Origin of the sequence: Paracoccus nototheniae (assembly GCF_004335005.1) — a bacterium.
In the GTDB taxonomy this organism is placed as follows: Bacteria; Pseudomonadota; Alphaproteobacteria; order Rhodobacterales; family Rhodobacteraceae; genus Paracoccus; species Paracoccus nototheniae.
This window is the reverse complement of the sequence record NZ_RQRT01000005.1, coordinates 105,132-124,072: the sequence shown is the minus strand read 5'-3', so window position 1 is coordinate 124,072 and position 18,941 is coordinate 105,132. Positions and strand designations below refer to the sequence as shown.

Genomic DNA, 18,941 nt, shown 5'->3' with positions numbered 1-18,941 from the left:
ACCCGTGTCAACCGCCCCGCCCTATTGCGGGCGGTCCATCCGGGCATAGATGCAGACCCGCCCGCGCAAGGGCTGTGCCCAGTTCAGGCGCAGTTGGCGGCGGGCGGCACCAATCTCGGGCGTGACGGTCGGGCTGGCATCGATGCGGGCGCCGCCCGGATTGATCAGCGCGGTTTCGGTCACCACCGATTGCACCGATCTGGCCCAGCCCTGAAACGGCAGACCATTCAGCGCCGGGCTGGTCCAGACCGAGGTGGCGGTGTTCTGGGTGACCTGCACCATCAGCGGATTGGCAACATAGGTGTCGATGCCGTTGAAGGTGTTCGCCTCGAACTGCAGGTTGCGCATCTGGCTGTAGTTCAGATCGGCGATCGAGGTATCGACCCGGTCGATCCGGGTGACATTGCCGAACAGCGCCTTGAACACATTGCCGACCACGTTCAGCCCCTGAATGAAATGCCCCGTGCCATAGGGCTTGACGGTGATCCAGGTGAACCAGGGGGCGGTGTTCGAACACAGGAAGGTGTTACCGGTCAGGGTCAGCCCACCAAAGCTGAACTCGGTCCCGGTGAAATTCGGGATCGCGCTGTGTTCGTTCGTCCATTCGATCGAGGCGTTGTCGATGTAATTGCCCGATACCGTGGTCTGCACATTGGGCTGGGTCAGCACCAGCCCGGCATAGCGCAACCCCTCGCCCGAGCCGTCGCCCTGAAACCAGTGATTGCCCGAGACGATATGCCCGCCGCCATTGGCCACCAGAAAATGCGCGAAGCGCACAAAGCGGTTGTTGCGGATCTTGATGTCATTGGCATTGACGTTGATCGCAACGGTCGTGCGCTGCTGGGCGGGCAGGTCCAGATCGTTCGAGATGAACTGGCAGTTATCGACCAGCAGATCCTGACAGCCGCGCCCGATCGAGGTGATGCCGCGGTTGACGGGACGGGTGAAATAGCAATCGGTGAACTGGATCATCTCACCCTTGGGGGCCAGCATCACGCCGCTGGCCACGCGCCCGCTGTTGAAGTCGATCTTGTTGAAGTTCAGCCGGCTCAGCTCGCGCACGCCCGAGAAATCGAACAGATAGCGATAGCGTTCGAAGGTATAGCTGCGCGTGCCCGCCCCGCCATACAGATGCTGGGACAGGGTCAGTGTGCCCGTGGCGACGTTCTTGTCATTGACATAGACCTCGCGCCCGACGCCGTTGCCGGTGACGCGGCTGCCGATCTCGATCGCGGCGACATTGGCGACGCCGGTCAGCAGGAAGGGCTGGGCGGGGTTGTAGGTGCCCACGCTGCTGGCGCGCCCGACAGTCCAGGCCGGACCCTCCTTGGCCTGGATCGAGCCGTTCTGGATGACCCGGCGGTTCGAGAACCCGTCCAGCGTCGGGGCCAGATCCGACAGGGTCAGCGGTTCGGTCAGATCCACCCGCCGCCCGCACAGATCCAGCGAGATGTGATCGGTGAAACCCAGCAGCGCCTGCAGCGCCTTCTGCATGCCCACCGTTTCGTCCCCGAAGGCCGCCGCATAGGTCGGGAAATCAAAGCTGCGCATGAACGAGGCGCGGTTGGCCGCAGGCATGGTGATGCGCCCCTTGAAGCGGATCGGGCTTTCGATGGACAGATCGCCGCCGATGAAGAACGTCCCCTGAGGCACCAGAACCGAGCCGCCATCCGCCGCCCGGTCGGCGGCCAGAAACGCCGCCAGATCATTGGTGACCCCGTCGCCCACTGCGCCGTAATCGCGCACATCGACCCAATCCAGCAGCGAGGGAACGAAGGCCGCGGTGATATCCTCGATCCGGATCGATTCGATGCGGAAGGCACCGCCATTGGCGCCCACCAGATCCAGCCCGAAATGACCATAGACAGGCTGCGCGCCCCAAGCCATGTCCACGCCCGCGCGACGGCCTACGCCGACGATGGCGCTGACCTCGACCACCTCGCCATAGCTGGTCAGGGCGGCGGTGGGGCCCGTGGTGACCAGCCCCGGCACGGCGGCCCGCGCGCCATTGCCCGCCCAGCCCGCGATGCGGACACTGGCCAGCGCCCCCGCCACCGCCTTGACGCGCGCCGAGACGCGCAGATAGACGCCGGGGATCATCGGCGTCTCGCCCATGAAGCGCAGGCTGGTGGTTGTCTGTTCTTTGGCGATTTCCAGACAGGCGCCGAAATCCTGATCGGCCGGGACCAGCGATGCATTTGCCGCCTGCGCCCAGATCGGGCTGCCCGAGGTTCCGTCGCTGCGCGACCAGGCGCCCAGCCCCGCCCTGAAGGCGGGGGGCATCAGCAAAAGCCCGTTGGTGATCGCAATATTCATCGGCTATCCCTTCCTGACGGCATGATGGCCGGGCGCGGCGACCCGGTCCGATGCGTCAAGGCATAGGCGCTGAGTGGTTAACGAAGTCTTGGCGATGCGGGCGTTGCGGGGCATGGGCGCGCAACGCCTGGCGCGGGGGCGGGCGTCAGGCCGGGGGGCCGTCTGCCCCCCGGACCCCCCGAGGATATTTCCGCCAAGATGAAAGGATCAGGCCGGAAGCGGAGCCTGAGGGGTGACCAGCTTGCCGGCCAGCGCATCCTCGATCAGGGCGCGGGTCTCATCGATCCCGTAAAGCGCGATGAAGCCGCCGAAGCGCGGCCCCTGATCGGCACCCAGCAGAACCTGATAGAGGGCGCCGAACCAGTCGCGCAGGGGCTCGAACCCGTGATCCTTGCCCACCGCGAAGACCATCGATTGCAGGGTTTCGGGATCGGCAGGCTGATCCCAGGCCGAAAGTCGGGCGGCCAGATCCTGCATCGCCACCCGTTCGATGTCGGTGGGGGCGCGGAAGGCGCGGGTGGGGGCCACGAAATCGGTGAAATAGCGCAGCGCAAAGCCCGCCGCCTGATCGAGACCGGGATGGGTTTCGGGCGAGGTGTCGGGGGCGTAGCGACGGATGAAGCCCCAGAGCCCCTCCTTGCCGGTCTGACCCGCCACGGCGGCGAGGTTCAGCAGCATCTGGAACGGCACCACCATGTCGGAGGCCGGAACATCGCCGCCATGGATGTGCCAGACCGGATTGGCCAGTTGCTGATCGGGCGTCTGGCCCGGATAGGCGCGCAGCTGCTGGTGGTATTCGTCGACCGCCTTTGGGATCACGTCGAAATACATGCGCTTGGCCGATTTCGGTTTCTGATACATGAAATAGGACAGGCTTTCGGTCGAGGCATAGGTCAGCCATTCGTCGATCGACAAACCGTTCCCCTTGGACTTGCTGATCTTTTGCCCGTCCTGATCCAGAAACAGCTCATAGGTGAAATGTTCGGGTTTGCGGCCGCCCAAAATCTCGCAGATCTTGTCATAGATGGGGGTGTTGGTGCTGTGATCCTTGCCATACATCTCGAAATCGACATCGAGGGCGGCCCAACGGGCGCCGAAATCGGGCTTCCATTGCAGCTTCACATGGCCGCCGGTGACCGGCAGGGTGGTTTCCTGACCATCCTCGTCGAAGGTGATCGTGCCCGCTTTGGCATCGACATGCTTGATCGGCACATAGAGCACCCGGCCCGTTTTCGGGCTGATCGGCAGGAAGCAGGAATAGGTCTGCTGGCGTTCCTCGCGCAAGGATGCCAGCATCACCGCCATGATGTCATCATAGCGTTCGGCGGCGCGCAGCAGGACCGTGTCGAACTGGCCGGATTTGTAATATTCGGTGGCGCTGACGAATTCGTATTCAAAACCGAACGTGTCCAGAAAGCGCCGCAGCATGGCGTTGTTATGGGCGCCGAAGCTGTCATGCGTGCCGAAGGGATCGGGGACCGAGGTCAGCGGCAGCTGCAGGTGATCTTTCAGCCGTTCCTGATCGGGGACGTTCTCGGGCACCTTGCGCATGCCGTCCAGATCGTCGGAAAAACAGACCAGCCTGGTGGGGATGTCGCTGATTTCCTGAAAGGCGCGGCGGATCATCGAGGTGCGCGCGACCTCTCCGAAGGTGCCGATATGGGGCAGGCCCGAGGGGCCATAGCCGGTCTCGAACAGGACATAGCCCTTGGCGGGGGGCGATTTCTCGTACCGTTTCAGCACCCGGCGCGCCTCTTCGAATGGCCAGGCCTTCGATTGCATCGCGGCGTCGCGCAGGGTGGTCATGGGCGGATCTCCTGTCATGGGTCCGGAACGCTTATTGAAAGCGCCGCGCATCGTCAATAATTTGCGCCTGAACGAACCGGAGAGAACCATGACCATCGACCTGCCTTCCCTGTCCCCCTGCGACGCGCTGGTCGCGGTCATGGTGGCGGTGTCCTGTTCCGACAACACCATCCGAACCTCGGAACTGGTGGCGATCCAGCGGATGGTCGATCACGCGCCGGTCTTTGCCGCCTATGACGACGACCGCATCCGACCGATCAGCCAGACGGTGATGACCCTGTTCGAGGAAGAGGATGGCGTGGACGCGCTGTTCGGCCTGATCCGCGACGCGCTGCCCGAAAAGCTGTACGAGACCGCCTATGCGCTGGCCTGCGACGTGGGCGCCGCGGACGGGCGCCTGTACGAGGGCGAGGTGATGATGCTGGCCGAGATCCGCGACCAGCTGAACATCAGCCGCCTGCATGCCGCAGCGATCGAACTGTCGGCCCGCGTGCGCCACATCACCGTCTAGGCGATTCGCTTTCCAGCCGTTGAGCGAATGCGCGGGTCAGGTCGCGTTGCAGCGCCTTGGCCTGCCGCGTCCAGACGGCCACCCCATCGGGCAGTTCCTGTCCGATGGCGGCCTGACGACGGGCCGGATCCTCGCAAAAAATGGCAAAGACGCCCTCGGCCCCCGACGGGCTGGTGACATAGCCCGCAAGGTTCGACACGAAATTCAGCGTTCCGGTCTTGGCGGCCATGCGCGGCAGATCGGCGGTCTCGGTCCCATCCGACAGCGGATCCTGACGCAGCAGCGGAGCCAGCATCAGATCGCGCCCCGGCCCGGCCAGAATGCGGGTCATCGCAAAGGGGCTGATCCGGCTGCCTTGCGACAGACCCGAATGGTCGGCCAGCCGCATCCCCTGTCCCAAATCGCCCTGATCCGCCCCGGCCAGCCATTGTTGCATCGCCTCGGCCGAGGCGGCGGGGGTGGCGGCGCCGCTGGCATGCAGGCCAAGCGCCTCGGCGGTCAGGTTGGTCGAAAACTGCAGCATGTCGCGGATCAGCGATTGCACGGGGGGGCTGTCATGGCGGGCCACCACCTGACCTTCGGGCAGGCGGTCGATGACCTCGGGCGCGGGCAGGACCACGCCGCGCGCGCGGCACAGCGTCTGAAACACGTCGGCGGCATAGAGTTCGGGCAGGCGGACCGGCAACCAGCGGCTGCCCGTCCGGCCCATCGCCGCGCGCGAGATGGTCCAGTATTCCCGTTCCAGATCATGGCGATAGGTGAACAGATCGCGATGATCGCCGGGCATGGCGGTGATCGTATAGGCGCGCGGGGACTGGCGCGCGGCCCGAGCCTCGACGCTGATCTGATGACCCGATCCGACCCGCGCCCAGCCCAGATAGACGCGGTTGAAATTCAGCATCATCCCCGAGATGGCAGGATTATAGGGCAGGTGATCGGCCTGTTCGTCAGCGATCTCGGCCAGATGCGGCAGCGCGCCACCCCAGACCGCGAAACGTGCGGGCGCGGGCTGGCCCGATTGCGCCAGCTGCTCGGCCAGCGCCGCCAGATCGTCGGTGCTCAGCACCGGGTCGCCGCCGCCGGCCAGCACCAGCAGATCACCCGCCCGGATCAGCTGCGTCGCAAAACGGTGGCCGGGGCCAAGCCGGTCCAGCGCATAAAGTGCGGTGACAGCCTTCATCGTGCTGGCGGGCGCCAAGGGTATCTCGGCGCGGGCCATCGCCAGCGGCCCGCCAGCGTCGGTCAGCGCATAGGCCGTCTGGCCGGGCAACGCCGCCCGCCGCAGCAGGTCGCGCGGATCGACCGGCGGTCGCTGCGGCGGGCGCGGCAGCGTCCCTTGGGCGTTCAAGACCGAAGGCAGTATTGCCCCCGCAAGGGCCGAGGTCAGAAACCGGCGGCGATCCATGCTCATGCCCGGCCCTTTCGCAACTGGGTGGAGGACAGGCCCGACATCGGCAGGTTCAGCAGCACCCAGGCCGGGGTGGCGCGGGTGGCCAGCGCGCGAGCCCGCGTCTCGGGCAGGCGAAAGGCGCGCAAGGTCAGGGCCGCGACCGACTGGCGGGCCGCCAGCCGTGATCCGGGCCGCGCCAGCACGGCGATGGGCACATCCGCCGCGATCTGTCGCCAGCGGTCCCAGTGATGGAACTGAACCATATTGTCCGACCCCATCAGCCAGACGAAATGCACGCCCGGATACAGCCGTGCCAGCGCTGCCAGCGTGTCGGCGGTCATGCGCAGGCCAAGCCGCGCCTCAAGATCGGTGACCAGAATGCGGGGATCATGGATCAGTCGCCGGGCCGCGGCCATCCGCTGCGGCAAGGGGCCGGGTCCGTGCGGTTTCAGCGGATTGCCCGGAGACACCAGCCACCAGACGCGGTCCAGTTTCAGGCGCCGCAGGGCCACCTTGCTGATCAGCACATGGCCCGCATGGGCCGGATCGAAAGACCCGCCCAGAATTCCGATGCGCAGCCCGGGCCGCGCGAGGGGAAAGCCCGTCCGCATGACGCCCGCTTAGCCGATCAAGCGCGCCATGCCAACGTGCCTTGCAGTGATCGGCGCCGGACGATCTGCCCGGCACCGACAAACGGTCTATTTCACCGTGATGCGACCATCCGTGTAGGGCGCGTAACCGTCCTGCTGCGCGCCCAGATAATCGGCCAGAACCTCGGCCAGATCGGGGCCGAAATCATAGGCGTTCTGCCCGTTCGCGGCGAAGACGGCATAGCCGTCGCCGCCCCCGCGCATATAGTTGTTGGTGGCCACGCCATAGGTCGCGGCCTCGTCGATGGGCGCCCATTCCCCGTCTGCCTGAACCATCACATCGCTGATGCGGGCGCCCGACGGGGCTGCGGGATCGACCGCGTATTGCAGCCCCGCGACCTGCGCGAAACGGCCTGCCTGTTCCTCGTATTGGCTGACGCCGTTCTCCAGCGCGGCAATGACATCGGCGCCGGTCAGCTGGAATGTCGCCAGCGTGTTCTGGAACGGCAGGACGGTATAGACCTCGCCCATCGTCACTTCGCCTTCATCGATCGAGGCGCGCAGACCGCCGCCGTTCTGGATGGCGATGGTGATGCCCTGATCGGCCACGCGGTCCAGCATGGCATCGGCCACCAGATTGCCCATCGCGCATTCCTGCGCCCGGCAGACCTCGCGCGCGCCCTCGATCGGCGCCGTCGTGGTCGCCACGACCTCTTCGCGCAGGGCGGCGATGGGTTCGGCCATCTCGGCCACACGCGCGGCGATCGCCTCATCCTCGGGGACCGAGGCGTCCAGCAGCACCGGCTGTCCCTCGACCGCCGTCAGCGTGCCCGCATCGTCAAAGGTCAGCGTCAGATGCCCCAGATACTTGCCATAGGCATAGGCCTGCGCGACCGGCACTGCCGTGCCATCGGGACCGTCGACCATCGTGGGATAGGCCGCGACCGCGCCCTCCATCCCGCCCAGCAGCGTGTGGGAATGCCCGCCGATGATCGCATCGATGCCGGGCACTTCGGCGGCCAGTTCCAGATCGCGGACATAGCCCACATGGGTCAGCGCGATGACCTTGTCGACGCCCTGATCGGCCAGTTCGGCGGCGGCGGCGGCAAGGCTGTCGGCATCGTCCTGAAAGATCACGCTCGGACCGGGCGAGGCGGTTTCCGGCGTGTCCATCGCCAAGGCCGAGATGATGCCGATGCGGGTATCGCCGACCTCAAGCACGGTGTGCTTGGCGATCTTGTCGGCCAGCACATTGGACTGCGAGACATCCAGATTGCTGGACAGGATCGGGAACTCCACCCCGTCGGTCAGCACGGCCAGCCCCTCGGGGCCGTCGTCGAATTCATGATTGCCCACCGCCATCGCATCATAGCCAATGGCCGACATGAACTCGGTCACCTCTTCGCCCTTGTAGGTCGTGTAGAACAGCGTCCCCTGATACTGATCGCCCGCATCCAGCACGATGACATTGCCGCCCTCGGCGGTGATCTGGTCGCGCAGCTCGTTGATCTTGGTGGCGATCCGGGCGACGCCGCCGAAACATTCGTCGGCGGCCTTTTCCTCGTCGCTGCAGGTGCTGTCGGAACCATTGATCGGCTCGATCCGGCTGTGCACGTCATTGGTGTGAAGGATGTGCAGCACCGTGTCCGCCTGTGCGGTCCCCGCACAAAGCGCGATGGCAGAGGCGGCGGCAAGAAAGCGTCGTGTCATGCCTGATTCCCTTATTGGTCCATTTGGTCGGTCGCCGCAGCTTGGCGCAGCGATGCGACCGGGTCAAACCGCGATGACCAATCGGAAGCAGACGGGGATGACAGGGCGATGACGTCTTGACCCGGTGCCCGACAGGACGGCAAATGCGGCCATGCAGATCTTCAAGGTTTTCCGCGCCCCCGAATGGGCCCAGATGCAACGCGACGGCCAGACCCTTGGGGCGCCGGTCGATCTGGCCGATGGCTATGTCCATCTGTCCACCGCCGAGCAGTTGCCCGTCACCTTGTCCAAACATTTCGCGGGGGAAACCGGGCTGATCCTGCTGGCCTGCAAGGCCCACGATCTGGCACCCGACCTGCGATGGGAGGTGTCGCGCGGCGGCGCCCTGTTCCCGCATCTGTATCGCCCGCTGCGGATGAACGACATCGTCTGGTCGCGCGCCATCGCGACGACCGATCAGGGGCACGAGACGGGGGATCTGGGATGGGGGGATCCGGGATGAGCGTGATCGAAAAGCTGGGCTTGCTGGCGCTGCATCGTATGGACCCCGAACGCGCCCATGATCTGTCCCTGCGCGCACTGGAACGCGGGATGGTCCCCCTGCATGGCGGGCCCGTGACCTCGGACCGGCTGCGGGTGACGCTGGCGGGGATGACATTGCCCAATCCCATCGGGCTGGCGGCGGGCTATGACAAGAACGGCCGGGTGATCGCGCCGCTGATGCGGTCGGGCTTCGGCTTCATCGAAATCGGCGCCGCCACCCCGCGCCCGCAGCCGGGCAATCCCAAACCGCGTCTGTTCCGGCTGACCGGCGATCAGGCGATCATCAACCGCTTTGGGTTCAACAACGAAGGGGCCAGGGTCATCGGACGCCGTCTGGCCGCGCGCCCCGCGGGCATTCCGGTCGGCCTGAACCTGGGCGCCAACAAGGACAGCGCCGACCGGGCCGAGGATTTCGCGCAGGTGCTGACCCAGGCCGGGGCCTCGGCCGATTTCGTGACGGTCAACGTCTCGTCGCCCAATACCGAACAGCTGCGCGACCTGCAGGGCGCCGAGGCGCTGGCGGCGCTGCTGGACCGGGTGCTTGTGGCGCGCGACGGGTTGGCGCGGCGGGTGCCGGTCTTTGTCAAGATCGCCCCCGATCTGACCGACGCCGAGATCGCGCAGATCGCCGCCGTCGTCCGCAATGCCCGCCTTGACGGCATCATCGCCACCAATACGACCCTGTCGCGCGATGGCATCACCGGACCCCACCGGACCGAGGCGGGCGGGCTGTCCGGTAGGCCGCTGTTTCAACGCTCGACCCGCGTTCTGGCACTGCTTCATCGCGAAACGCAAGGCACGGTGCCGCTGATCGGCGTGGGGGGCATATCCTCGGTGCAGGATGTCTGGGACAAGCTGCGGGCGGGGGCCAGCGCCGTGCAGATCTATTCCGCGATGATCTATCAGGGCCTGTCGCTGGCGCCGCGACTGGCACAGGCACTGGACGACCGGCTGGCGCAGGACCGCATCACGCTGCCGGAACTGACCGGCAGCGGTGCGGGCGACTGGATCTAGGTGTAATCCTCGATCCCCAGCAGCTGGTTCATGCTGTAGGATGGTTCAAGACAACCCGCATCCCCGATCACGCGCGCGGGCACGCCCGCCACGGTCTTGCAGGGCGGCACCTCGTGCAGCACGACGGACCCTGCTGCAATGCGCGAATGATGGCCCACGCGGATATTGCCCAGAACCTTGGCGCCGGCGCCGATCAGCACCCCGTCGCCGATCTTGGGATGGCGGTCGCCATCCTCCTTGCCGGTGCCGCCAAGGGTGACCGAATGCAGCATCGACACGTCATTGCCGACCGTCGCCGTTTCGCCGATGACGATGGAATGGGCGTGGTCGATCATCACCCCGGTGCCGATCTTTGCCGCCGGGTGAATATCCACCCCAAAGCATTCCGAGCAGCGCATCTGAACGAAATAGGCCATGTCGCGGCGATCCTGCTGCCACAGCCAATGCGCCATCCGATAAGCCTGCAACGCCTGAAAGCCCTTGAAGAACAGGACCGGCTGCAACAGCCGGTGGGTCGCCGGATCGCGGTCATAGACCGCCATCAGATCCGCCCGCGCCGCATCACCCAGCTGCGCCGTGGTGGCATAGGCCTGATCGGCGATCTCGCGCAGGATCTGCTCGCTCATCTCGCCAGAGGCCAGCTTCAGCGAGAACCGATAGGCCAGCGCGGCCTCCAGGCTTTGGTGATGCAGCAGGCCCGCATGGATCAGCGCGCCCAGCAAGGGCTCGCCCGCGACGGCGGCGCTGGCCTCGACGCGCAGTTGTGACCAGATCGCGTCACGGTCCAGTGCCAGCGGTTTTTTGTCGATATGTTGAATGTTCATCTTCGGCTCACCCGGTCGATCAGTCTTTCTATATAGACCACAACCGGCTGCGGGAAAAGGCGGGCGACCGCTTTGATCGTTGCGGACCGCCCTGCAGGCGTCACAAGGGCAGCCGCATCTCCAGCCAATGCACGGCCAGCCGGATGCGCCCGCCGGTGAAATTTCCCCCTTCGGATGTGACGATCAGCGGAGCGGGCTGATAATAGGCCATGGGGCTGCCCAACAGGCCGCGCGCCCAGGACCCCTCGGGCTTGCCCAGACCCTGGCCAAAGCGGTTGGTGGCCCCCGTGGTCCCAAGCCGCCAGCCGGTCAGCGGCCCGGTCAGCGCGGCCGCCACCCGGGCGGTGGCGCCGATGACCATGGCGCCCGCCGGGATGAGCACATCCGTGACGGCGCTGCTGCCGGTGCCAAGGGTCACCTCGCCCTCGGCCAGCCCGGTCATCAGGCCCGATCCGCCCTGACCAAGGCTAAGCGCGCCGACCGCCCAGTCCGTACCGTCATGGATCGCCTGCTGCCCCCGGTCGGCGACAAAGGCCCGCATGCCGGGCGCGGGCGGCAGAAAGATCCAGCCGCCATTGGCACCGACCGCGATCCGGCCCCCCTGCCCCGCCCATGCTCCTTCGCTTGATGCCGGCAGTCCCCAGCATTGCCCGTCCAGAACCGCCCCCGGCGGCACGGCGGTCGAGACGCTTTGCAGCACCAGATTGACCATGCCGTCCAGCCGCATCAGCGCCTCGTTCACGGTCACATGCTTTTGCGCCTGCGCAGGCGCCAGCAGGGCCATCTGCAGACGGGTGGTTTCACTGGACATCGAAATCTCTCCTTGCAAAGGGGCCGCGCCCGAAGGTCTGCGACAATTGGGCCAGCTCGACCGTGACCGGGCCGGGCTGAAGCTGCGACCAGACCGCATCGGGGACGGCCCAATCCGGGCGATCGGTCTGGACCTCGGCGCGCAGGACATCCCCTTGCGTCAGACGCAGCAGATAACGTTCGGTCTCTTCGCCCAAGGGGATGTCGGGACCGTCCCAGCCATCCCCCTCGATCCGGCTTCGGCGCACCCAGGTGATCACGCGCCCCGCCATGCGCAGATGGCAGGGCGCATAGGGGCGCAGACCGATCCCCGGCGCGACGGTCGTCCGGCTGCGATAACTGGCATCGTCCGGCGCGCGCAGGGCAGGCCCCACCCGCCAGAACCGTTCCTGCCCGCGGGTCGAGGGCGGCAGGTCCAGCTGGCGCGGCCCACCATCCAGCAGGACGACCAGACTGCCCTCGGGCCAGATCGGGGGCACCAGCGCATCGGTGCCCGCCTGCCCGCGCAGGCGGTGGCTGATCTCCCACAGGTCGGGGGCGATCAGTTGCGCCTGCGCGAATTGCATCACCTCCCACCCGGTCAGGCTGCCATCGCCGATCGCCAGCACATTAGCCCCCGACAGCATCGCACCTTGGGTCACAGATCGCAGCGGATCGCCGATCAGCCGCAGCCGCAGCGGCGCGCCCCGGTCGATCACCCCCGGTCGGGCCCGGGCCAGCGGCGTCACGGTGCGCCCGATCAGCGCGCGGCGCTGCAGGATCAGGTTCAGATCGAACCCGCCCTCGGCTTCCGTCGATCCATAGGCCGCGACCGAACCCGGCCAGGGATGGGCCGAGACGGCCAGCCAGGGGGCATGGGACACCTCGTCCCCGCGCAGCAGCGGCAGGTCCAGAAAGACCGGAAAGACCGGCATCGGCGGGACATAGCGCCCGATGCCACCCTGTTCGTGATGGCTCAGACGCGGGGTATAAAGGCCCGGATCGACCCGCACCGCATCGACGATGATCGCCCCCGCCCGCTCGACCCGGTCGATGCGCCAGCGGCGGCTGTCCTGTCCCGGCAGCTGCGTGACGACCACATCCCCCGGTCCCAGATCCGCACGCGAGGGCGGCAGCGCGAAGCGTGCCGTGTCGCGCGCCAGTTCAGCCTCGGCGATCCAGCGATCGGCAATGGCGCGTCCCTCGGGCCGGGTCAGCACCATCGCGAATTCGCTTTCCGACACCGCGCGGCGGTCGGCATCGGTCAGGCTGGCCTCGGCGGTGGCGGTGCCGTAATCGCCGCCCGCCGCGACATGGCTCAGCCGCAGCTGGCCGGGCTGGGCGGCCTCGACCTGGCGCAGGGTTTCCAGCCCGGTCAGATCATCGGCCAGCGCCAGATCCTGCGGCCCGATGACCGCCCGCGCCAGACCGTCCCGCGCCACAAAGCGCAGCATCCCGTCCCGTTCGACCGCATCGAAACCATGCGCCAGCATCAAAGGCTGCAGCGCCGCGCGCGCCGATTCCGCCCCCTGCAGCGCATAGCCCCGCACCACGCCCGAAATGGCCGACACATCGACATCCGCCACCCCCGCCGCGCGGCAGATGTCGCGCACGACCGCCCGCAGCGTCACCGACCCCGCCCGCCCGTTCAGCCAATGCCCCCGGTCCCATGCCGGGCCGTCCGACCACAGATCCTCGCGCCCCGGAAAGGCCGGATAGGGCCGCGCATCCCAGCACCAGACATGGGCGCGATCCAGATCAAGCATCGCCATGCCCTGCGCGTTGACCGGATTGTTCGCCGGGTCGCGCCAATGGGCCATCACCGCCTCGACATAGGCGGCCTGCAACCCGTCATTGCGGGTGCCGTTCGAATAATGCGGCACCATGCTTTCCGATGACATGGCGTCCAGAAACTTGTTCGGCTGGTTGGTGGCCTTATCCAGCGCCGCACAGCCGAATTCGGTGAACCAGACGGGCTTGGACCCCGGCACCCAGGCCGTCGCCTGCGCCTGCCGCAGGCCGCCGGGGCGGTCGTAATGCAGGTTCTGCCACCACCCGGCCAGATCCTTGTAGCGCCAGACCCAGGCCTCGTCATAGGCGCCATCGGTGATCGGCGTGCGGATCTGCGCATCGCGGTCGGCATCGCTGGCATAATACCAGTCATACCCCTCGCCCCCCGCCACATTGGCGCGCAGATAGTCGATATTGTCGATCCGGCCCCAATGGGCGTCCAGATGGTCGTCGCCGTCGCGCCAGTCCGACAAGGGCATGTAATTGTCGATGCCGATGAAATCGATCACGGGGTCCGACCACAGCGGGTCCAGATGGAAGAACAGCTGACCCTCGCCCGGATGATGGCCGAAATATTCCGACCAGTCGGCGGCATAGCCCAGCTTGACCTCTGGCCCCAGAATGGCGCGCACATCGGCGGCCAGCTGGCGCAGCGCGGCCACGGCGGGATAGCTGTTGTTCGGCCCCCGGATCCGCGTCATCGCCACCATTTCCGATCCGATCAGAAAGGCGTCGATTCCCCCTGCGGCGGCGCACAGATGCGCATAATGCAGGATGAACCGGCGATAGGACCACGCGTCCGGCCCCGAATACAGCACTCTGTCCCCGTCGCGCGTGAAATCGCCCGCCTGCACAGTGCCAAAGAAGGCCGCGACCTGGGTCGCCGCCGCCGCCGCTCCATCCGGGCTGCCCGGACGCCCCGGCGCGACGCTGGTCGTGACGCGCCCGCGCCAGGGCATGACCGGCTGTTCCGCCGCCCCGTAAGGATCGGGCAGAGCGTTTCCCGCCAGCTGCTCCATCAGGATGAAGGGATAAAAGATCGCCTTCTTCCCAGATGCTTTCAGCGCCCGCAGCGCCTCGATCACCGACTGGTCCGAGGGCGTTCCCCCATAGATCGGGCGCCCGTCCTTGCGCGCGACCTCGGACGCCTCGGCGCGGGTGATGCCACCCGCGCGCCACGGCATCTCGGCCCCGTCCACCTCGGCGAACTCGACCTTGGGGCGGACCTGACATTGGCCGATGCGCAGATCGCTGCCAAACCAGGACACGACCAGCGCGACCGAGCCGACATTCGGCAGTTCCCGGCCCAGCACATCCATCGAGGCGGCGAAATCCGTGCCCCCCATCGGGGTGTTGGTGTTGAAGCTGCGGCTTTCCCCCAGATCGCCGGATTCGGTGACCGGGGTGGTGGCCAGCGAATATTCCCCCGTGCCGGGGATCAGCGCCACCGCGCGGACGTCGCGCACCAGCCCGCTGCCGTCGCGGGCCGGGCAGGTCACCTCGAAGCTCAGCTGCGGCATGCGGTTGCCCCAGGGCTCCAGGCTCAGCCCCTCCAGCACGACATAGGCGGTGCCGCGATAGGCCGGCGCCGCATCGCCCAGATGCGCGGCAATGACCGGGTCGGGCATCTGCGTCTCGGTCCCGCGATAGACGCGCATGTTCAGATCCGCTTGGGCGATTTCGGCGCCATCGGCCCAGACCCGGCCCACCGACAGGACCGGCCCCTCGGCCAGCGCCAGCGCGACCGACAGGCGATAGGTGATCTGCGTGACCTGCGTGCGCGGCGCGCCCTTGCCGCCACCCGCATCCTCGGTCCGGGTGATCTCCTCCAGCGCCGAGGCCCAGATGACATGGCCCGGCATGCGCATCTGCCCCCACAGGCGCGGGATCGCCATCCCCTCGCCGGCGGTCTGCAGGCGCAGGCGGTCGATGCGCCCGGTCTCGACCGCCCGCGCGCCGCCGCCCAGCAGCCGCTGGTCGATGGCCCGGCCGACCAGGGCGCCTGCAGCCCGCCCCAGAACGGCCCCGGACAGGCCCAGCACCGCGCCCCCAAAGCCCGCCCCAAGCGAGGCACCCACGGCAGACAGGACAATCGTGGCCATCGCGGCCTCCTTTGTTCGAAGAGATCAGGGAAAGCGGAACCGCGCGACGATCCGCGATCGCCAGGGCGCGGTCAGCGGGCTGTCGATGACCCCGTGACCGGTATAGGCATGCAGAAAACGCGGCGCGTCGCCTGCGGCGGACAGGATGCCCAGATGCTTGGCAATGGCCCCCGCCCGCATCCGGAACAGCAGCACCTGCCCCGGCAACCAGTCGCCATCCACGGGAACCGGCAGCAGATGGCGCATCGCGGCGGCGTGCAGAACCTCGGTCCCGCCGCATTCCGCCCAATCCGCGGTATAGATGGGGGGCGTCTCGGGCTCGGCGCCATGGACCTCGCGCCAGACGCCCCGGATCAGGCCCAGACAATCGGCGCCTCCGCCCTTGGTGCTGGCCTGATGGACATAGGGCGTGCCCAGCCAGCCGCGTGCCACCTCGACCACCCGGTCATCCATGACGGGCGGCCTGAGGCGCGATCAGCCAGTCTTCTGGCGGCAGATCGGGAAAGCCGCGAAAGTTCAGGAAATTCCCGAACTTAAGCCGACAGCTGCGGCCGTCCTTGTCGCAGCCTGCGGTCAGGCGGATCTGATCGCCCGGCGCGGGCAGCAGGCCCAGGGCCGACCACAGCTCGATCAGGCGCCCGCCACCGGGGCGCGCGCTGTCATTCTTGATGGCACCCGACAGCCCCTCGGCGGCGCCCGAAAGAACCTCCAGCCGGCCATGTTCGAACCAGTTCGCGTCAAAGGCTGGAAAAGTGGCAAAGCGGAACAGCCGCCCCTCCTCCATCTCGCCGACCGGCATCTGCAGCGAGAGCGAGGGCGCCGACAGATCGATCTTGCAGGACGTATCCCCCAACCGGGCCGAACAGCGTGGATGATAAACCCGCCCCTGCGGCGCATTCAACGCCTCGGACAGACCCCGCAATTCGGCGCGGAACGCCCCCTTGGCGCGCGAGACCTCGCCCAGAGAGCCGCGAAAGACCAGCCGCCGCTGCGCCACGTCCGTCCAGTCCACCTCCCACAGGCGCAGCTGGGCCCCGTCCCACCGACCCGCCATCAGGTCGCGTTCGGTGATCGCCCCGTCGCTCAGCGCGCCGATGGCCTCGGAATTGTCGACCGACAGGCCGGTGCCCTGCACCAGTGCCCGCGCGGCAAGGCCCCGGTCGGGGCGAAAGGTGACACCGTCAAAGACCAGCCGCCCATCGTGATCGGTAAAGCCCAGAACCAGCCCATCGGTACGGCGCAGCGACCAGGCGCGGGCGATCGTCGTCGTGGTCATACCCGCACCTCCAGCACCGGGATCGAGGGCACCTGCCCCGCCTGAAAGGACGCGACGGAAACCGCGATCCGGTCCGTGTCAAAGCGCACCGGCACGTCGAATTCATAGCCCGCCGTGACCTCTGCCCCAATGGCCGGAGGCTCGTGGAACAGGATGACCCCCGCCGCGTGATCGACGCCATAGTTGATTTCGATGAACATCTCGCTGCCGCCGATCCCCGCGCGCACCGTGCCCGCCACCGGCTTGGCGATGGGCCGCTGATAGACGACCCCGCCGGACCGATAGGCCTTGGTGATCGCGAAACTGCGCGTCTGTCCGTCGCCCAGACCAATCACCTGATCACCAAAGGCAGGCGCGGCCGAAGGCAGGCAGCTTTTGTGATCCGACCAGTCCTTCCAGCGAAACCCATGCAACTGCCCGGCGCGGGCCTCGAAAAAGGCGATGACCGTGTACAGATCGTCCAGCGACCGCAGCCCCATCCCGGCGTCATAGCGGCGCAGGGCGTGGCTCCAGGGGGTGTTGCGTTCCTCGTAGCCGCTGGCCAGCGAGACGATCTCGGTCCGCCGCTCGGGGCCGCCGACGGCGCCGAAAGACAGGCTGGCGGGAAATCTGATGTCGTGAAAGGCCATGGCCTGCCCCCTTTGGTTCAGCTGTTGCGGTCGCCGCGCGCCAGCACGCGCGACATCTGGGCGGCGATCTGCGACTGGCTGCGCTGAAAGCCCGCGACATCGGGGGTCTGGATGTGAAAGGTGACATTCACCGCACCCCCGCCGCCCGCCGCCGCGACCCCCAGCTTGCCATCGGGACCGCGCCGCAGCGGCATGATCGCCTCGGGCCCGGCCTCGCCCATCAGGCCCTGCCCGCCGCGCATCGGAAAGGCGGTGGGGGCGCTGACCACGCCGCCGCCCATCGGACGGCCCTGCGAAAAGGCCCCGCCCCTGGCAAAGGGGGTAATGCCGCCCAACAGCCCCGCGATGGAACCCGCCAGCGCGCTTTCGACCGGCTTCATGGCGATCCCATAGGCGGTGTCGGCCAGTGACCGGCCGATCGTCTTCAGCGCATCCGACAGCCTGCCGCCATCCAGCACCAGCCCGTCGATGGCGCGGCCCAAGCCCCGCTCGAGCCCCGAGGACAGTGTCCCGACCTCGCGCGAGGTATAGGTCATCGACTGGCGCAGCCGCGCCAGTTCGGCCTGAAATTCGGCCGTGGTCCGGGCGTTGGCGCCCAGATCGTCCTCCAGCCGGTCCAGCATCGAACCCGCGCCATCACTGAATGCCATCGTCGTGATCCCCCATCGGTTCAGCCTTGACGGCGCCCGCCTGACCGGGCGCGTCGGGATATCGTGCGGCCAGCGATGCCAGCCGGTCGCGGGTCATGCGCGGCGCCAGCGCACCCGACAGACCCAGCATCAGCCCCAGTTCGGCCGGAGTCAGCGCCCAGAACTGATCGGGATGAAGACGCAGATCCTGCAAGCCCGCCCGCATCAGACCCGGCCAGTCCAGCCCCGTGCCTGTCATGCCAGCACCCGTCATTCCGGGGCACGGAAGGCCAGCGCTAGCAGCCGTGCAGCGATCCGGGCGGCCTCCAGCGGGCCGCCTTCGATCTGCACGGCCATCAGATCCCCGGCCTGGCCCTGCCAGCCACCACCGCGCAGACCCGCGACCAGGACCGCCAGAATGTCGCGGCTGGCAAAGCGCCCCTCGTCCATGCGCGCGACCAGCCCATTCAGACCGGCGCCGCTTGAATTGGCATCGTCCAGCCCCTGTTCCAGTTCGGCCAGCGCGCCAAGGGTCAGGCGCGCGACATGGGGCTGGCCGTCCAGCACCAGCGCGACCTCGCCCCGCATCGGATTGACCATCACAGCGCCACGAAGCTGACGGCACCCGCCGAGGCCAGCGCCATCTCATAGGTCGCCTCGCCGTCATAGCTGCCCGCATAGTCCAGAGCGGTGATCTGGAACGCCCCCTCGACGGTGCCGAAATCGGGGATGATCACCTGAAAGCGCGGGATTTCGCCGTCAAAGAACGCCTGCCGCGCCCGCCCGTCGCTGTCGGCATCGCGAAAGACGCCCGATCCCGCGACCTGCGCGCTGCGGATGCCCGCACCGCCCAGCAACTCGCGCCAGCCGCCTTCGCTTTCCAGACTGGTCACATCGACCGTCTCGGCGTTGAAGGACAGCCGCGTCGCCCGCAGGCCCGCCACGGTTTCGAACGCGCCGTCGCCGGTCATGTCCATCTTGATCAGCAGATCGCGTCCGCTTTGTACTGCCATTGTCCTGT

18 protein-coding genes are annotated in these 18,941 nt (G+C 67.3%); 3 read left to right on the top strand and 15 right to left on the bottom strand.

Going from position 1 to position 18,941, the window contains the following annotated elements; all coding sequences use genetic code 11:
* Positions 1–21 precede the first annotated feature (21 nt).
* Together EG885_RS04485 and EG885_RS04480 are read right to left on the bottom strand one after the other, a co-directional pair.
* On the bottom strand, positions 22–2,316 hold the full coding sequence (locus EG885_RS04485; RefSeq protein WP_131573281.1) for a glycosyl hydrolase family 28-related protein: 2,295 nt from the start codon (positions 2,314–2,316) through the stop codon (positions 22–24).
* Positions 2,317–2,523: 207 nt separating this feature from the next.
* Complete coding sequence (locus EG885_RS04480) at positions 2,524–4,122, bottom strand: lysine--tRNA ligase (RefSeq protein ID WP_131573280.1); 1,599 nt, start codon at positions 4,120–4,122, stop codon at positions 2,524–2,526.
* A gap of 88 nt (positions 4,123–4,210) precedes the next feature.
* On the opposite strand from EG885_RS04480, the gene EG885_RS04475 reads away from it, so the two are divergent.
* A complete protein-coding gene (locus EG885_RS04475) occupies positions 4,211–4,633 on the top strand; it encodes a tellurite resistance TerB family protein (protein ID WP_131573279.1) in 423 nt (140 codons plus the stop codon).
* On the opposite strand, the gene dacB is transcribed toward EG885_RS04475, so the two are convergent.
* The 3 genes from dacB to EG885_RS04460 all read right to left on the bottom strand — a co-directional run bounded on the left by dacB (position 4,623) and on the right by EG885_RS04460 (position 8,323).
* Positions 4,623–6,044 (bottom strand): D-alanyl-D-alanine carboxypeptidase/D-alanyl-D-alanine endopeptidase, encoded by a 1,422-nt coding sequence (gene dacB / locus EG885_RS04470; RefSeq protein WP_131573278.1) that lies wholly within the window; start codon positions 6,042–6,044, stop codon positions 4,623–4,625. The two genes, EG885_RS04475 and dacB, sit on opposite strands and share 11 nt — an antisense overlap.
* The gene (locus EG885_RS04465; protein WP_131573277.1) at positions 6,041–6,634 is read right to left on the bottom strand and encodes a nicotinate-nucleotide adenylyltransferase; all 594 of its coding nucleotides are present in this window, start codon (positions 6,632–6,634) and stop codon (positions 6,041–6,043) included. Before EG885_RS04465 ends, dacB begins: the two co-directional genes overlap by 4 nt.
* 87 nt (positions 6,635–6,721) lie before the next feature.
* Positions 6,722–8,323, bottom strand: coding sequence for a bifunctional metallophosphatase/5'-nucleotidase (locus EG885_RS04460; protein ID WP_131573276.1), 1,602 nt, complete (start codon positions 8,321–8,323; stop codon positions 6,722–6,724).
* Between the two features lie 151 nt (positions 8,324–8,474).
* Here EG885_RS04460 and EG885_RS04455 point away from each other — a divergent pair, with 151 nt between their 5' ends.
* Complete coding sequence (locus EG885_RS04455) at positions 8,475–8,825, top strand: DUF952 domain-containing protein (protein WP_131573275.1); 351 nt, start codon at positions 8,475–8,477, stop codon at positions 8,823–8,825.
* Positions 8,822–9,880, top strand: a complete 1,059-nt coding sequence (locus EG885_RS04450; RefSeq protein WP_131573274.1) for a quinone-dependent dihydroorotate dehydrogenase — start codon at positions 8,822–8,824, stop codon at positions 9,878–9,880. The genes EG885_RS04455 and EG885_RS04450 overlap by 4 nt, the downstream gene beginning before the upstream one ends.
* Here EG885_RS04450 and cysE read toward each other — a convergent pair.
* From cysE to EG885_RS04400, 10 genes are all read right to left on the bottom strand, one after another.
* Complete coding sequence (cysE, locus tag EG885_RS04445) at positions 9,877–10,704, bottom strand: serine O-acetyltransferase (RefSeq protein ID WP_131573273.1); 828 nt, start codon at positions 10,702–10,704, stop codon at positions 9,877–9,879. The genes EG885_RS04450 and cysE overlap by 4 nt on opposite strands.
* A 100-nt stretch (positions 10,705–10,804) precedes the next feature.
* Positions 10,805–11,515, bottom strand: coding sequence for a DUF2793 domain-containing protein (locus EG885_RS04440; RefSeq protein ID WP_131573272.1), 711 nt, complete (start codon positions 11,513–11,515; stop codon positions 10,805–10,807).
* Positions 11,505–15,386: a baseplate multidomain protein megatron gene (locus tag EG885_RS04435; RefSeq protein ID WP_131573271.1), complete on the bottom strand. Its 3,882-nt coding sequence runs from the start codon at positions 15,384–15,386 to the stop codon at positions 11,505–11,507. Before EG885_RS04435 ends, EG885_RS04440 begins: the two co-directional genes overlap by 11 nt.
* Before the next feature lie 24 nt (positions 15,387–15,410).
* Positions 15,411–15,839 (bottom strand): C40 family peptidase, encoded by a 429-nt coding sequence (locus EG885_RS04430; RefSeq protein WP_131573270.1) that lies wholly within the window; start codon positions 15,837–15,839, stop codon positions 15,411–15,413.
* A complete protein-coding gene (locus EG885_RS04425) occupies positions 15,832–16,662 on the bottom strand; it encodes a DUF2163 domain-containing protein (protein ID WP_131573269.1) in 831 nt (276 codons plus the stop codon). Before EG885_RS04425 ends, EG885_RS04430 begins: the two co-directional genes overlap by 8 nt.
* Positions 16,659–17,291: a DUF2460 domain-containing protein gene (locus EG885_RS04420; RefSeq protein ID WP_131573268.1), complete on the bottom strand. Its 633-nt coding sequence runs from the start codon at positions 17,289–17,291 to the stop codon at positions 16,659–16,661. The genes EG885_RS04425 and EG885_RS04420 overlap by 4 nt, the downstream gene beginning before the upstream one ends.
* A 17-nt stretch (positions 17,292–17,308) precedes the next feature.
* Entirely contained in the window at positions 17,309–17,941 is a 633-nt protein-coding gene (locus EG885_RS04415) for a phage tail tape measure protein (protein WP_131573267.1), read from the bottom strand.
* Positions 17,928–18,179 carry a rcc01693 family protein gene (locus tag EG885_RS04410; RefSeq protein WP_131573266.1) on the bottom strand — a complete coding sequence of 84 codons (252 nt, stop codon included), beginning with the start codon at positions 18,177–18,179 and terminating at the stop codon, positions 17,928–17,930. The genes EG885_RS04415 and EG885_RS04410 overlap by 14 nt, the downstream gene beginning before the upstream one ends.
* An 11-nt stretch (positions 18,180–18,190) precedes the next feature.
* A complete protein-coding gene (locus EG885_RS04405) occupies positions 18,191–18,520 on the bottom strand; it encodes a gene transfer agent family protein (protein ID WP_131573265.1) in 330 nt (109 codons plus the stop codon).
* On the bottom strand, positions 18,520–18,933 hold the full coding sequence (locus tag EG885_RS04400; RefSeq protein ID WP_131573264.1) for a phage major tail protein, TP901-1 family: 414 nt from the start codon (positions 18,931–18,933) through the stop codon (positions 18,520–18,522). Before EG885_RS04400 ends, EG885_RS04405 begins: the two co-directional genes overlap by 1 nt.
* Positions 18,934–18,941 lie beyond the last annotated feature (8 nt).

Excerpts from the sequence above, each read along its gene's own strand:
- EG885_RS04485 (WP_131573281.1), bottom strand. The coding sequence starts at position 2,316 with ATGAATATTGCGATCACCAACGGGCTTTTGCTGATGCCCCCCGCCTTC.
- EG885_RS04480 (WP_131573280.1), bottom strand. The coding sequence starts at position 4,122 with ATGACCACCCTGCGCGACGCCGCGATGCAATCGAAGGCCTGGCCATTC.
- EG885_RS04475 (WP_131573279.1), top strand. The coding sequence starts at position 4,211 with ATGACCATCGACCTGCCTTCCCTGTCCCCCTGCGACGCGCTGGTCGCG.
- dacB (WP_131573278.1), bottom strand. The coding sequence starts at position 6,044 with ATGAGCATGGATCGCCGCCGGTTTCTGACCTCGGCCCTTGCGGGGGCA.
- EG885_RS04465 (WP_131573277.1), bottom strand. The coding sequence starts at position 6,634 with ATGCGGACGGGCTTTCCCCTCGCGCGGCCCGGGCTGCGCATCGGAATT.
- EG885_RS04460 (WP_131573276.1), bottom strand. The coding sequence starts at position 8,323 with ATGACACGACGCTTTCTTGCCGCCGCCTCTGCCATCGCGCTTTGTGCG.
- EG885_RS04455 (WP_131573275.1), top strand. The coding sequence starts at position 8,475 with ATGCAGATCTTCAAGGTTTTCCGCGCCCCCGAATGGGCCCAGATGCAA.
- EG885_RS04450 (WP_131573274.1), top strand. The coding sequence starts at position 8,822 with ATGAGCGTGATCGAAAAGCTGGGCTTGCTGGCGCTGCATCGTATGGAC.
- cysE (WP_131573273.1), bottom strand. The coding sequence starts at position 10,704 with ATGAACATTCAACATATCGACAAAAAACCGCTGGCACTGGACCGTGAC.
- EG885_RS04440 (WP_131573272.1), bottom strand. The coding sequence starts at position 11,515 with ATGTCCAGTGAAACCACCCGTCTGCAGATGGCCCTGCTGGCGCCTGCG.
- EG885_RS04435 (WP_131573271.1), bottom strand. The coding sequence starts at position 15,386 with ATGGCCACGATTGTCCTGTCTGCCGTGGGTGCCTCGCTTGGGGCGGGC.
- EG885_RS04430 (WP_131573270.1), bottom strand. The coding sequence starts at position 15,839 with ATGGATGACCGGGTGGTCGAGGTGGCACGCGGCTGGCTGGGCACGCCC.
- EG885_RS04425 (WP_131573269.1), bottom strand. The coding sequence starts at position 16,662 with ATGACCACGACGACGATCGCCCGCGCCTGGTCGCTGCGCCGTACCGAT.
- EG885_RS04420 (WP_131573268.1), bottom strand. The coding sequence starts at position 17,291 with ATGGCCTTTCACGACATCAGATTTCCCGCCAGCCTGTCTTTCGGCGCC.
- EG885_RS04415 (WP_131573267.1), bottom strand. The coding sequence starts at position 17,941 with ATGGCATTCAGTGATGGCGCGGGTTCGATGCTGGACCGGCTGGAGGAC.
- EG885_RS04410 (WP_131573266.1), bottom strand. The coding sequence starts at position 18,179 with ATGACAGGCACGGGGCTGGACTGGCCGGGTCTGATGCGGGCGGGCTTG.
- EG885_RS04405 (WP_131573265.1), bottom strand. The coding sequence starts at position 18,520 with ATGGTCAATCCGATGCGGGGCGAGGTCGCGCTGGTGCTGGACGGCCAG.
- EG885_RS04400 (WP_131573264.1), bottom strand. The coding sequence starts at position 18,933 with ATGGCAGTACAAAGCGGACGCGATCTGCTGATCAAGATGGACATGACC.